The following is a 12,528-nucleotide window of genomic DNA, read 5'->3' as shown; positions in this document are numbered from 1 at the left end:
TTATTGGGCCCAGGGGGGATCGGCAGCGCCGGGATAAACCAGCTGTTTGGACCTCATTTCAACCGGCCGTGCCACGCTCAAACCCCTACCATCGGCGTCAACAAGTTCCCAGGAGACGCGACATGGATCTGCGATTCCCCACCATCACCCCACTGAACACCCCGCTCACCAACCGCAGCACCGCCATTGGCAAGCCCCCCTCGGGCGCCAGCACGGCGGACGCCACGGGCAGCGCGGGCTTCTCCAGCGAACTGAGCAACGCACTGAAATCGGTCAGCGCCGCCCAAAACAAATCCAGCGCGCTGCAACGCGAAGTGCAACTGGAAAACCCCTCGGTCAGCCTGGAAGACACCATGCTGGCCATCCAGAAGGCCCAGATCGGCTTCCAGGCCACGCTGCATGTGCGCAACCGCATGGTCCAGGCCTACACCGACATCATGAACATGCAGGTCTGAGGACCGCCCCCCCCCCCCCGCCCTCCGCGCCGCTGCGCCCCACACAAGCCAGACAACCCCCTCCTCACGGCCCCCAAACAAAAAGCCCGCCTCGTGAACCGAGAGCGGGCTTTTTGTTTGGGGGCGGCGACCCGCGCCCCACCGGGCGACGGACCGGATCAGTGCAGGAGGCGCGAACCACCTTCGAGCATGCGGTTGATGTCCGACAGCCTGGGTTCCGCCAGGTTGCGGATCAGGGCGTCGTTGCGCAGGATGCGAAGCATGATCTTGCCCTTCTCGCTGCGGTCTTCCGACGGCAAGGACTCGACCTGCGAGTGGTGATGCAGTTGCTCGATCAGCACCGCACAGGCGCCCTCGAGCTGCATGACCTGCTCCCAATCTTCACGTTGGGCGGCCAGCAACATGCGCTGGCTGGCCCCCTCAATGGCCTTGTAGAAATCAAGCAATGATTGTTGCTGCACGTTATGCCCCTTACTCTGTTCAACGTGATTGGGGTCTGATGGCCTTCCAGGCCTCAGCGACGGGTCGGATCAGTGCGATCACGGAATGGACAGCCTCGGGACTGTTGTTGAAATTGGCCTTGGTCAGCTCGATCACCGAGTAGCCATACAGCGCGTTGAGGCTCTTGGCCACTTCGCCGCCTTGCTCCTCATCAAGCACCGACCGCAAACCCTCATCCAGAATCTGGATGGCCTTGTTGAGGTAGCGAGACTTCTCCTGGATGTCACCACGGACCATGGCGCCGGCCACCTTGGACAGGCTTTCCAGCAGCGAGTCGAACAGCAAAACCACCAACTGGTGCGGATCCGCACCATGGACACTGGTTTCGACGCCAACGCGTTGATAGGCAGAAGCAGCTCGGGTACTCACAGGTGTAAACATTCAGTTGGCCTCGCAAATTGTCGCACGGTACAACTGGTGTATCGGCAGCCCCACGGCGTTCTGAAGCCCCTAATAGAAAGACATTTCGCAGCCTATTCAATACAGAGTGCTTTTCCTGGGGCCCGCCCCCCTGCAGGCTGGGCAAAAGTCACGAATTCACGGGGGTTCACCGGTCTTTTTGCAGGATCCGCACAAGCAACCCTAAAGTTTTCCGAGTGGCACCCGAAAAACAAAGCAACGGGCTTCAAGAAGGGTTCGTTGCCAAGCCTGCGACAGCGTGGGTTTGACATCAGCGATAGGCTGATTTTTAACTTGAAGGAGCTTTCAAATGGCAATGACCATCAACACCAATGTGAACTCGCTGTCGGCGCAACGCAATGCCGCCACCAGCCAGTCCAGCCTGTCCACCTCCATCCAGCGCCTGTCCTCCGGCCTGCGCGTGAACAGCGCCAAGGACGATGCCGCCGGTTTGGCCATCGCCTCGCGAATGGACTCGCAAGCTCGCGGCATGACCGTCGCCATCCGCAACGCCAACGACGGCATCTCGATGCTGCAAACGGCTGAAAGCGGCATGCAGACCGTGTCGGACATGCTGCAGCGCATGCGTGAACTGGCCGTGCAAGCGACCAACGCCACCAACACCTCCTCGGACAACGCATCGCTGAACCAGGAATACACCCAGCTCGCCGCTGAAATCGGCCGCACCATCAGCGCCGTGCAGTTCAACGGCACCTCGGTGCTGACCACCACGGCCAGCTACGACTTCCAAGTGGGCGCCAACTCGGGCCAGACCATCACCGTGGCCTCGGGCACCCTGAACCTGGACCAGGCAGGCAACGTGTCGGCTGTGTTCGGCGGCACCACCAGCGCCCTGACCACCGCCGCCGGCAGCAACAGCTCGAACGCTTCCAACATCGACGCCATCGACAAGGCCCTGCAGTCGATCAACGACAGCCGCGCTTCCTTGGGTGCTGCTCAAAGCCGCTTCCAGAACACGGTCAACTTCCTGCAAAGCGCGGTGGAGAACCAAACGGCCGCCAAGGGCCGCATCATGGACGCTGACTTCGCGTCTGAAACCGCCAACCTGAGCCGCGCCCAGATCCTGCAACAAGCAGGCACTGCGATGATCGCCCAGGCCAACCAGTTGCCGCAGCAGGTGCTGTCGCTGCTGCGCTGATCGAGCTAGGCCCTCCGGCCGACATTTGAAGCCCCGAATCAGCCGGGGATTCGGCCGGAGTTCCAGCTTTGCGATACCAAACCCGCTTGCTACATTTAGGCTCAAGCGGGTTTTGTGTCTGCTAAAAGGGGAACAACATGACGATTTCTTCGCCGGGCATCGGCAGCAATGGCTTGGATGTCAATGCCATCGTCACCAAGCTGGTGGCCGTGGAGAGCGAGCCCATCAACTTGTTGAAAACGAAAAGCAGCAAGATCCAGAGCACCATTTCCAACTGGGGCTCGCTGAAATCGCAACTCTCCACCCTGCAAGACGCCGCCGCCTCCCTGCTCGACAAAAGCACCTGGGCCGCGCGCACCGTGTCCTCCAGCAACAGCAGTGCCATTGCAGCCACCGCCACCAGCGGCGCACTGGCCGGCAATTACAGCGTCTCGGTCAGTCAACTGGCGCAATCCCAAACCACCTCGTCGGCCAGCGTGACCTCGGGCAGCACCATGGGCAGCGCCGGGCGACTGGACATCCAGGTCGGTCAATGGTCTGGCAACAGCTTCACCGGCGGCAGTGCTGCATCGGTCAGCGTCACCGTCAACGCCACCGACACCCTGAGTGACATCGCCACCCGCATCAACTCGTCCAACGCCGGCATCAACGCCTCCGTGGTCAGTTCAGGCGGTCAGGACAAGCTGATCGTGCGCGGCGCCAACACCGGCGCCAGCAATGGTTTTGAAATCAAGGCTTTTGACGACACCGGCGTGGCCATCACCGACGGCAGCACAGGTGCGGGCAAGCTGGCCTACGCCAGCAATGGCAGCGCGATCGTGGGCATGGGCCTGTCCCAGGCCGCCAAAGACTCGGCCGCCACGGTGGACGGTGTGGCAGTCAGCTCGTCCAACAACCAAATCACCGGCGCCGTGTCGGGACTGACCCTGAACCTGCAGCAGGTCACCACCTCCCCGGTCACGGTCAGCGTGGTGGCGGACACCGCCACCCCCACCTCCAAGATCAACGCGTTTGCCACGGCCTACAACCAGTTGGTGTCCAGCATTCGCACCATGACCAAATACGACCCGGCCACCAAGACCGCCGCCGCCTTGCAAGGCGACAGCACGGCCAGCGGCCTGCAAACTGCACTGCGCCAGATCATCACCGGGGCCGGCCCGTCTGGGGGCACCTACAGCCGGCTGAGTGAAGTCGGACTGGAAACCCAGCAAGACGGCACCCTCAAAGTCAACAGCACCAAGCTCAGCGCCGCCATGGCCAAGCCCGCTCAGTTGGAGGCCTTGTTCAATGCCAACGGCGGCAGCACGGTAGACAACGGCATTGCCCGGCGGGTGCGCGACTTTGCCATGGCCGCCAACGGCACGGGAGGCAACGTCAGCAGCCGCACCACCAACCTGCAAACCTCGCTGACCCGCAACAACGCGGACATCACCAAAATGCAGGACCGCATTGCCGTGGTTCAGGCCCGCCTTTACAAGCAGTACAACACCCTGGACACCAACCTGACCTCGCTCAACAGCCTGAGCAGCCTGGTGACCCAGCAAATCACCACCTGGAACAAATCCTCGTCCTGATTTGCCAAGGGCGCAGCGTCTGCCTGGCGGCAGGCTGCAGCGCCCGGGCAGCGGCCTGAACGGCCGCCCACCCAAGGGCCCCTGGGCCCACAGATCGCCGCCAGAACCGTCCGCCTTGCGGGCAGCCTGCCCAGCCCAGCGCGGCAGGCCCACCTGAAGCCCAGGCGTGGCGCCTGGCTTCTGAAGGCCTCCAAAGGCCTGCGCGGGCGCCAAAACGCCCCAATTTGGCGCACAACAGCCGCCAAAAAGTCGAAGTAAGGGGCCTGAACCCCGCTTATCCAGCCTTCGATTTTTGCCCTTCGCCGAATAATTTTCCTAACACTCGGCTGGGATAGGTCACTCTGTTTTACCCCGACATCGCACCGTGTGGATCGTTCATCTTGCATTCATTGAAGGAGTCGTCCCATGGCAATGACCATCAACACCAACATCAACTCTCTGAACGCCCAGCGCAATGCGCAGGCGACTCAGATGAGCCTGTCCACCTCCATCCAACGCCTGTCTTCCGGCCTGCGCGTGAACAGCGCCAAGGACGACGCGGCGGGTCTGGCCATCGCCACCCGGATGGACTCACAAGCTCGCGGCATGACCGTGGCCATCCGCAACGCCAACGACGGCATCTCGATGCTGCAAACGGCTGAAAGCGGCATGCAGACCGTGTCGGACATGCTGCAACGCATGCGTGAACTGGCGGTGCAAGCGACCAACTCGACCAACACCTCGTCGGACGTGGCCTCGCTGAACCAGGAATACACCCAGCTCGCCGCTGAAATCGGCCGCACCATCAGCGCCGTGCAGTTCAACGGCACCTCGATCCTGACCACCACCGGCAGTTACGACTTCCAAGTCGGCGCCAACTCGGGCCAGACCATCACCGTGGCTTCGGGCACGCTGAACATGGACCAAGCCGGCAATGTGTCCGCCACCTATGGTGCCGGTGCAGCCAGCTCCCTGAGCACCGCTGCTGGCACCAACAGCGCCAACGCAGCCAACATCGACGCCATCGACAAGGCGCTGCAAACCATCAGCGACAGCCGCGCTCAACTCGGTGCCGCGCAAAGCCGCTTCCAAAACACGATCAACTTCCTGCAGACCGCGGTGGAAAACCAAACCGCTGCCAAGGGCCGGATCATGGACGCCGACTTCGCGACGGAAACCGCCAACCTGAGCCGCTCGCAGATCCTGCAACAGGCCGGTACCGCCATGATTGCGCAAGCCAACCAGCTGCCGCAACAAGTGCTTTCGCTGCTGAAGGGCTGAGGCCCTTTTTCACCCCACCGGGTGAAATTCAGCAGGGGAAGCACCGCGCCCCCGCGATCAATGAGCGGTCAAAACCGCCGGCAGACGCGCTTAAACTTGGCGTCGGAAGCGGTTCGATCGGGGCTCTTGACCATCGGCACGCTCGCCTCTCGGGTGTCAGCAACTTGTTTCATCAGCCCCAGCACCTTGGGCTGCAGGTTGTCACAGGCAGAAAGCACACATTGATCATGCACGCGCACGGCTCCATCCTGAACCCCAGCGAAAAGCAGCCCTACTACATCGCCAGCGCTGATTTCGACCCCCAAATTTCGTTCACGCTGCAAATGCACCTGTTGTGCAGCCAGCTGAACCACCTCGGCTGCGAGGCCTACCTGTTCGGTGCCAAAAAGCTCAACGGACACTGGTGGACCCCCACGCTGACCCTGGAACAACGCGCCGCGCACTACAAGGCGGGCAAGAAACCGCTGTGGATTCACCTGGCCGTGGACCCGGTTCTGCGCCAGCAGTCGCACTGGACCCTGAGCTACTCGCCGGAAACCCACCACGACCCCTTGCAGCCGCTGCGCCAAGGCCGCATCGAGCTGGCCACGGGCGAAGACAAGCCCCGCCTCAGCCTGCCCCTGGCCCTGCCCTGGACAGACACCCGCGTGTTCTTCGAAACCCCAGGCCTGCAGCGCATGCAGGCCGTGGTGCTGGCCGACCGCTACCTCAAAGCCGGTGGCAAGCTGCCCGCGGAGCACCAAGCCCTGCCCAACCTGGGCGACGCCCAACTGGCGCAAGCCCAAGACCGTGCCACCTTGCTGCGCAGCGCGCGCTGCCTGTACAGCTACGAAATCTCGGCCATCACCACCGAGGCCCTGCTGTGCGGCTGCCCGGTGGTCTACATCCAGAACGACCGCTGCCTGACCCTGCCGCCCAGTTCAGACTGGCACCGCCTGGGCACGGCCTGGGGCGATGAGCCCGCGGCCCTGGCCAAGGCCCTGGCCGAAGTACCGAGCTTCCAACAGCGCTACCAAGCCAACTTCCGCGACAGCGCCACCCAACTGCAGGACTTCATCGCCCAGACCCAGCACGCCATGAACGCCATGCCTTTCGAATCCGCGTGGTCCACCGAATCGGTGACCTTGCTGGGTGAGCTGGTGATCGAGGCCAAAGACCTGCCCCGCCACGCCGACCAGGCCAAATACACCCGACTCCAGCACCAGTTTGCCAAGTGGCGCAAGCGCAGCACGCTGCGTGAGATCGACGGTGAAATCTACGCCGAGCACGTGGCCAAAAGCCAGTTGCCACCGCTGGCGGTCTACGTCTATGTGCGCCCCGACGACCTGGACGGCCTGGCCCAAACCCTGGACAGCCTGGAGCAAAACTTCTACCAGGCTCAGCAACTGCACATCCTGGCCCCCTTTGCCAGCCCGATTCCGGTCGAAGAACTCGGCCCACAATGCCGCTGGCACGAGTTGCCCGGTGCCAGCCAGCCTTTCTCAGGCCCCTTGCCGCCGTGGCTGGTGCTGCTGGAGTCCGGCACCACGCTGGAGCCCCAGGCGCTGATCGAATTCGCCCTGGCCGCGCGCCGCCCCGACGTGGCCCTGGTCTACGCGGACGAGGCCATCCAAAGTGCCTCGGGCCTGCCCACCCCCCATTTCAAGCCCGACCTCAACACCGAGTGGCTGCGCAGCACCAACTACCTGGGCAGCGCGGTGGCGGTGCGCAGCAGCCACTGGTTGCGCCTGGACGCCGAGCAGCGCCTGGACTTCGATCAGGTCTACGGCCTGGCGCTGGAACTGAGCCAAAGCGCCGGCCCCGCCGCCTTCCAGCACATTGACACCGTGCTGCTGACCAGCAGCGGTCACATCGACAGCGCGCGTGAAGCCGCTGAACTGCGCTTGCTGCAGGCCTTTTTGGAGCGCCATCAGCAGCCCGCCCTGGTGCAGGCTCAAAAAATCGCCGGCTGCCGCCAGATCGAATACCGCAGCGAGACACCCCGCCGCGTGTCCCTGATCGTGCCCAGCGGTTACCAGCTGGGCTACCTGCGCTGCCTGCTGGGCTCGCTGCAAAGCTATGCCGAGCCCGAACTGCTGGAAGTCATTGTGGTCAGCCAGGCGGAACAGGCCGAGGCGGTGCAACGCGCCGCCGGCTCGGTGACCCTGCCCGTGCCCCTGCGCTTTGCCACCACGCCCCCCGGGGACTACAACCACGCGCTGGCGCTGAACACGGGCGCCGCGCTGGCGCAAGGCGATGTGCTGCTGTTCGCCGACGACGACACCGAAGTCATCCAACGTCACTGGCTGCGCACCCTCAGCGCCTACCTGGACCAGGCCGATGTGGGCTGCGTGGCCCCGCGCCTGGTGCTGCAAGTGGGCGACAAGCCGCAGTTGCAGACCGGCCCCATGGTGCTCGGCTCCGGGGACTGGGCGCGCAGCTACACCGGCGAGCGCAGCCTGCTCGATGAGCAAGGTGTGTTCTCGCGCCTGCAGACCTCGCAAGACGCGCCCACGGTGGCGGGCCACTTCTTCCTCGTGCAGCGCGCGCTGTGGCAGCAACTGGGCGGCTTTGACACCGAGGCCTGCCACACCTTCACCACCGTGCACGACTTCTGCCTGCGCGCCAGCCAGGCCGGCCGGCGCCACATCTGGACGCCGATCAGCAGCGTGCTGCACCATGGCGGCAAGACCATCGAAGCGCTGGGCCGCGAGCCGGGCCGCACCTTCGAGATCAAGACCGCGGCGCTGCGCGAAAAGCAAGTCTTCCTGGCCCGCTGGGTCAAGACCATTGCGCGCGACGGCCGCTACAACCGGCATCTGTCGCTGCAAACGCCTTATGACGTCGAAGCCGACCTGGTGATCGACTGGTCCAACGTCCGCAAGGACCGCCCCACGGTGATGGCCTTCCCCATCTCCAGTGGCTCGGGCCAGTACCGCGTGGTCGAACCCCTGAACGCGTTGCAGCACGCCGGCCTGGCGCAAAGCTGCATCGTGTTCCCGGTCAGCAACGGGGCCTACCGCACGCCCAACCCGCTGGAGGTGACGCGCGCCAACCCTGACCGCATGATCGTGCAGCACTCGATTGGCGACGCCCACCTGCACCTGCTGCGCGACTACCGCAAGACCAACCCCGACCTGTTCACCATCCAGATGGTGGACGACCTGTTCCACGACCTGCCGGAAAAGCACCACCTGCACGTCATCCACCAGCGTGAAGGCTATGTGCGCATGCGCGAAGCCATGGGCCTGTGTGACCGAGTGATCGTCTCCACCCAGCCGCTGGTGGAGGTGTACGGCGACTACTGCCGCGATGTGCGCGTGGTGCCCAACTGCCTGGACGATCGCGTCTGGGGCCAGTTCTTCCGCGTGCCGCCTGCACGCCCACGCCTGCGTGTGGGCTGGGCCGGCGCCGCCCAGCACTTGGGCGACCTGGAGATGATCCGCGACGTGGTGGCCGCCTTCAAGGACGAGGTGGACTGGATCTTCATGGGCATGTGCCCGGACGGCCTGCGCAGCTACATCAAGGAATTCCACCCCTTCGTGTCCTATGTGGACTACCCGGGCAAACTCGCCTCGCTGGACCTGGACATCGCCATCGCGCCCCTGGAAGACAACCACTTCAACCGCTGCAAAAGCAATTTGCGCCTGCTCGAGTACGGCGCCATGGGCTGGCCAGTCGTGTGCTCGGACGTTTATCCCTTCCGCACAGAAAACCCGCCGGTGCTGCGCGTGGCCAATGAAAAATCGGTCTGGATCGACGCGATTCGCCAATTGATCGATCAACCGGCCCTGCGCCTGCAAATGGGCCAACAGCTCAACCAATGGGTCAGCGACCATTTCTTCCTGTCGAAGAACACCCATCGCTGGCAAGCCGCTATTTTTGATTGAGCTATTTGCGCGGTGATTCAGCCCCTTCACTCGGGGCTGAACCAGATGGCTGCCCCTAGAATTGGCGCCATCAGTCCGCTTTGACAGGCTGATGTCGTCCCATCAGCCTGGAGCACCTGAGATGAAAGCAGTCATTTTGGCCGGCGGTTTGGGGACCCGAATCAGTGAAGAAACCCTGACGCGTCCCAAACCGATGATCAGCGTCGGTGGCAAACCGATTCTCTGGCACATCATGAAAATCTATTCCAGCCATGGAATCAACGATTTTGTGATTTGCTGCGGTTATATGGGCTACGTCATCAAGGAGTATTTTGCGAATTACTTCTTGCACACCTCGGACGTCACCTTTGACATGACGCACAACCGCATGGAAATCCACGAGCACCATGCGGAACCCTGGCGCGTGACCCTGGTCGACACCGGCGACCAGACCCAAACCGGCGGCCGCCTGCGCCGCATCAAGCGCTATGTGCAAGACGACCCGTTTTTCTGCATGACCTACGGCGACGGGGTGTCGGACATCGACATCAGTGCCGAAATCGCCTTCCACCAGGCGCATGGCAAGCTCGCCACCGTGGCCGCCGTGGCCCCGCCGGGCCGCTTTGGCACGCTGGACATCCAGGGCGACCAGGTGCAGGCCTTCACCGAAAAGCCCCTGGGCGACGGCAACCTCATCAACGGCGGCTTTTTTGTGCTCTCGCCCCAGGTGCTGGACCTGATCGAGGACGACGCCACCATCTGGGAAGACCGCCCCGTGCACGCCCTGGTGCGCCAGCAGCAACTGGCCGCCTACCAGCACACCGGTTTTTGGCGCCCCATGGACACGCTGCGCGACAAAACCTACCTCGAAGAACTCTGGACCAGCGGAGCGGCCCCGTGGAAGACCTGGTGAACCCCAGCTTCTGGGCCGGCAAGCGGGTGTTCATCACCGGCCACACTGGCTTCAAAGGCAGCTGGCTGTGCCTGTGGCTGTCCACCCTGGGCGCGCGCGTCTCGGGCTACGCCCTGGCGCCCAGCACCACCCCCAATTTGTTCGAGGCCGCAGCCGTGGCCCAGGGCCTGGCGCAGCACACGCTGGGCGACATCCGCGACCCGGCCGCGCTGCGCGCCGCCCTGGCCCAGGCCCAACCTGACCTCGTGTTGCACCTGGCGGCCCAGCCCCTGGTGCCACGCTCTTACGAAGACCCGCTGGAGACCTGGTCCACCAACGTCATGGGCACGGCCCAGGTGCTGGAGGCGGTGCGCCAGCAAGCGGGCGTGCGCGCCGTGCTGGTGGTCAGCAGCGACAAGTGCTACGAGAACCGCGAATGGGCCTGGGGCTACCGCGAGTCCGACCCGATGGGCGGACATGACCCCTACTCGGCCAGCAAGGGCGCGACCGAACTGGTGGTCGCCTCCTACCGGCGCTCGTTTTTGGCGGCCCAAGGCATCGCGCTGGGCAGTGCGCGCGCCGGCAATGTGATTGGCGGCGGCGACTGGACCCCCACCCGACTGGTGCCCGACGTGCTGGCCGCCTTCGCCGCAGGCCGCCCCGTCACCCTGCGCCAGCCGGGCGCCATCCGCCCCTGGCAACATGTGCTGGAGCCGCTGCGCGGCTACCTGGCGCTGGCGCAAAAGCTCTATGAAGAGGGCCCCCCCTGGGCCGAGGGCTGGAACTTCGGCCCCCAGCCCAGCGACGCCCGCACCGTGGCCTGGGTGGTGGGGCAGTTGGCCCAGGCCTGGGGCCCTGACGCCGCCTGGGCCGTGGAATCCGGGGCCCAAGCGCACGAGGCCCACACCCTCAAGCTCGACTGCAGCCAGGCGCACAGCCGCCTGGGCTGGCAGCCGCGCTGGAGCGCCGCCACCGCCCTGCAACACACCTTGTCCTGGTACCGCGCCTGGCAGGCCGGTGCCGACATGCGCCAGCACAGTCTGGCCCAGATCAACGAATTTGAAAGCGCCGCATGAGCCTGATCCGACACACCCTGAGCGCCAATGCCCAAGGCCAGGTGCAACTGAGCCTGCCGCCCGAACTGGCGGGGCAGGACGTGGAAATCATCGTCCGCCCGGCGCGCGCCGCCACGCAGCCCGTGGCCTGGCGGCCCGGCATCGACACCATCCCGCCCTCGGGCAAGGTGGTGGGCGACCCCGAGAAGAACGCCATGATCGACGCCGCGCTGGACGCCTGGCTGACCACGGGCCGCTTCAACGACGCCTTTGAAGCCAAGCTGGCCGCTTTCGTGGGCGTGAAGCACGCACTGACCGTCAACTCGGGCTCCTCGGCCAACCTGGTGGCGTTTTCCACCCTGACTTCGCCACGCCTGGGCATCCGCGCCATCCGCCCCGGCGACGAGGTGATCACGGTGGCCGCGGGCTTTCCGACCACGGTCAACCCCATCCTGCAAAACGGCGCCGTGCCGGTGTTTGTCGATGTGCAGCTGCCCACCTACAACATCGACGTCAGCCAGTTGGAAGCCGCCCTGTCGCCGCGCACCAAGGCCATCATGATTGCCCACACCCTGGGCAACCCCTTTGACCTGGACGCCATCGTCGCCTTTGCCAAGCGGCACGGCCTGTGGCTGGTGGAGGACTGCTGCGACGCCCTGGGCTCGACCTGGAAGGGCCGCAAAGTGGGCACCTTTGGCCACCTGGCCACGCTGTCCTTTTACCCCGCGCACCACATCACCATGGGCGAAGGCGGCGCGGTGCTGACCAACGACCCCGAGCTGCGCCAGATCGCCGAGTCCTTCCGCGACTGGGGCCGCGACTGCTGGTGCAAGCCCGGTTGCGACAACACCTGCGGCAAGCGCTTTGACTGGCAGCTGGGCAGCCTGCCAGCGGGCTACGACCACAAGTACACCTACAGCCACCTGGGCTACAACCTCAAGATCACCGACATGCAGGCCGCCTGCGGCTTGGCCCAGCTGGACCGGCTGGAGGGCTTTGTCCAGGCGCGCAAAGACAACTTTGCCTACCTGCATGCCCAGCTGCAGGACTGCCAGGAACAACTCATCCTACCCGAGGCCACGCCCGGCAGCGACCCGTCCTGGTTTGGCTTTCCGATCACGCTGCGCCCCGAGTCCGGCCTGAACCGCCAGTACCTGCTGCAGTACCTGGACCAGCACAAGATCGGCACCCGGCTGCTGTTCGCCGGCAACCTGATCCACCAGCCCTACATGCAGGACCGCCATTTCCGCGTGGTGGGCGCGCTGCCCCGCGCGGACCAGGTCATGAACGACACCTTCTGGATCGGCGTCTGGCCCGGCTTGAGCCCGGCCCAGCTCGACTACATGGTGAGCCACCTCAAGCAGGTGCTGGGCCTGAACTTCTGA

General features: G+C 64.4%; 10 protein-coding genes. 8 read left to right on the top strand and 2 right to left on the bottom strand.

Annotation, left to right across the window (positions count from 1 at the left end):
• Positions 1-122: 122 nt before the first annotated feature.
• On the top strand, positions 123-455 hold the full coding sequence (fliE, locus tag PSQ39_RS18290; protein ID WP_273928487.1) for a flagellar hook-basal body complex protein FliE: 333 nt from the start codon (positions 123-125) through the stop codon (positions 453-455).
• 158 nt (positions 456-613) lie between these two features.
• Here the strand turns inward: fliE and PSQ39_RS18285 are convergent, their stop codons facing one another.
• Together PSQ39_RS18285 and fliS are read right to left on the bottom strand one after the other, a co-directional pair.
• A complete protein-coding gene (locus PSQ39_RS18285; protein WP_273928484.1) occupies positions 614-916 on the bottom strand; it encodes a flagellar protein FliT in 303 nt (100 codons plus the stop codon).
• A 19-nt stretch (positions 917-935) separates the two neighbouring features.
• Positions 936-1,325 carry a flagellar export chaperone FliS gene (gene fliS / locus PSQ39_RS18280; protein ID WP_273928482.1) on the bottom strand — a complete coding sequence of 130 codons (390 nt, stop codon included), beginning with the start codon at positions 1,323-1,325 and terminating at the stop codon, positions 936-938.
• 340 nt (positions 1,326-1,665) lie between these two features.
• On the opposite strand from fliS, the gene PSQ39_RS18275 reads away from it, so the two are divergent.
• From PSQ39_RS18275 to rfbH, 7 genes are all read left to right on the top strand, one after another.
• On the top strand, positions 1,666-2,514 hold the full coding sequence (locus PSQ39_RS18275) for a flagellin N-terminal helical domain-containing protein (protein ID WP_273928481.1): 849 nt from the start codon (positions 1,666-1,668) through the stop codon (positions 2,512-2,514).
• Between the two features lie 137 nt (positions 2,515-2,651).
• Positions 2,652-4,088 carry a flagellar filament capping protein FliD gene (fliD, locus tag PSQ39_RS18270; RefSeq protein WP_273928479.1) on the top strand — a complete coding sequence of 479 codons (1,437 nt, stop codon included), beginning with the start codon at positions 2,652-2,654 and terminating at the stop codon, positions 4,086-4,088.
• Positions 4,089-4,493: 405 nt separating this feature from the next.
• Positions 4,494-5,348 (top strand): flagellin N-terminal helical domain-containing protein, encoded by an 855-nt coding sequence (locus PSQ39_RS18265; protein ID WP_273928477.1) that lies wholly within the window; start codon positions 4,494-4,496, stop codon positions 5,346-5,348.
• A gap of 227 nt (positions 5,349-5,575) precedes the next feature.
• Positions 5,576-9,217, top strand: coding sequence for a glycosyltransferase (locus PSQ39_RS18260; RefSeq protein ID WP_273928475.1), 3,642 nt, complete (start codon positions 5,576-5,578; stop codon positions 9,215-9,217).
• Between the two features lie 121 nt (positions 9,218-9,338).
• The gene (gene rfbF / locus PSQ39_RS18255; RefSeq protein ID WP_273928472.1) at positions 9,339-10,109 is read left to right on the top strand and encodes a glucose-1-phosphate cytidylyltransferase; all 771 of its coding nucleotides are present in this window, start codon (positions 9,339-9,341) and stop codon (positions 10,107-10,109) included.
• Positions 10,094-11,164 carry a CDP-glucose 4,6-dehydratase gene (gene rfbG, locus PSQ39_RS18250; RefSeq protein WP_273928469.1) on the top strand — a complete coding sequence of 357 codons (1,071 nt, stop codon included), beginning with the start codon at positions 10,094-10,096 and terminating at the stop codon, positions 11,162-11,164. The genes rfbF and rfbG overlap by 16 nt, the downstream gene beginning before the upstream one ends.
• Complete coding sequence (rfbH, locus tag PSQ39_RS18245) at positions 11,161-12,528, top strand: lipopolysaccharide biosynthesis protein RfbH (RefSeq protein ID WP_273928467.1); 1,368 nt, start codon at positions 11,161-11,163, stop codon at positions 12,526-12,528. Before rfbG ends, rfbH begins: the two co-directional genes overlap by 4 nt.

It is taken from the genome of Curvibacter microcysteis, from assembly GCF_028649455.1.
Lineage (GTDB): Bacteria > Pseudomonadota > Gammaproteobacteria > Burkholderiales > Burkholderiaceae_C > Curvibacter > Curvibacter microcysteis.
Note: the sequence above shows the minus strand (reverse complement) of the source record. Positions and strands in the feature narration are given on the sequence as shown.

Bases quoted from the DNA above. Each gene is read 5' to 3' on its own strand.
- fliE (WP_273928487.1), top strand. From the start codon at position 123: ATGGATCTGCGATTCCCCACCATCACCCCACTGAACACCCCGCTCACC.
- PSQ39_RS18265 (WP_273928477.1), top strand. From the start codon at position 4,494: ATGGCAATGACCATCAACACCAACATCAACTCTCTGAACGCCCAGCGC.
- rfbH (WP_273928467.1), top strand. From the start codon at position 11,161: ATGAGCCTGATCCGACACACCCTGAGCGCCAATGCCCAAGGCCAGGTG.
- PSQ39_RS18260 (WP_273928475.1), top strand. From the start codon at position 5,576: ATGCACGCGCACGGCTCCATCCTGAACCCCAGCGAAAAGCAGCCCTAC.
- fliD (WP_273928479.1), top strand. From the start codon at position 2,652: ATGACGATTTCTTCGCCGGGCATCGGCAGCAATGGCTTGGATGTCAAT.
- PSQ39_RS18275 (WP_273928481.1), top strand. From the start codon at position 1,666: ATGGCAATGACCATCAACACCAATGTGAACTCGCTGTCGGCGCAACGC.
- rfbF (WP_273928472.1), top strand. From the start codon at position 9,339: ATGAAAGCAGTCATTTTGGCCGGCGGTTTGGGGACCCGAATCAGTGAA.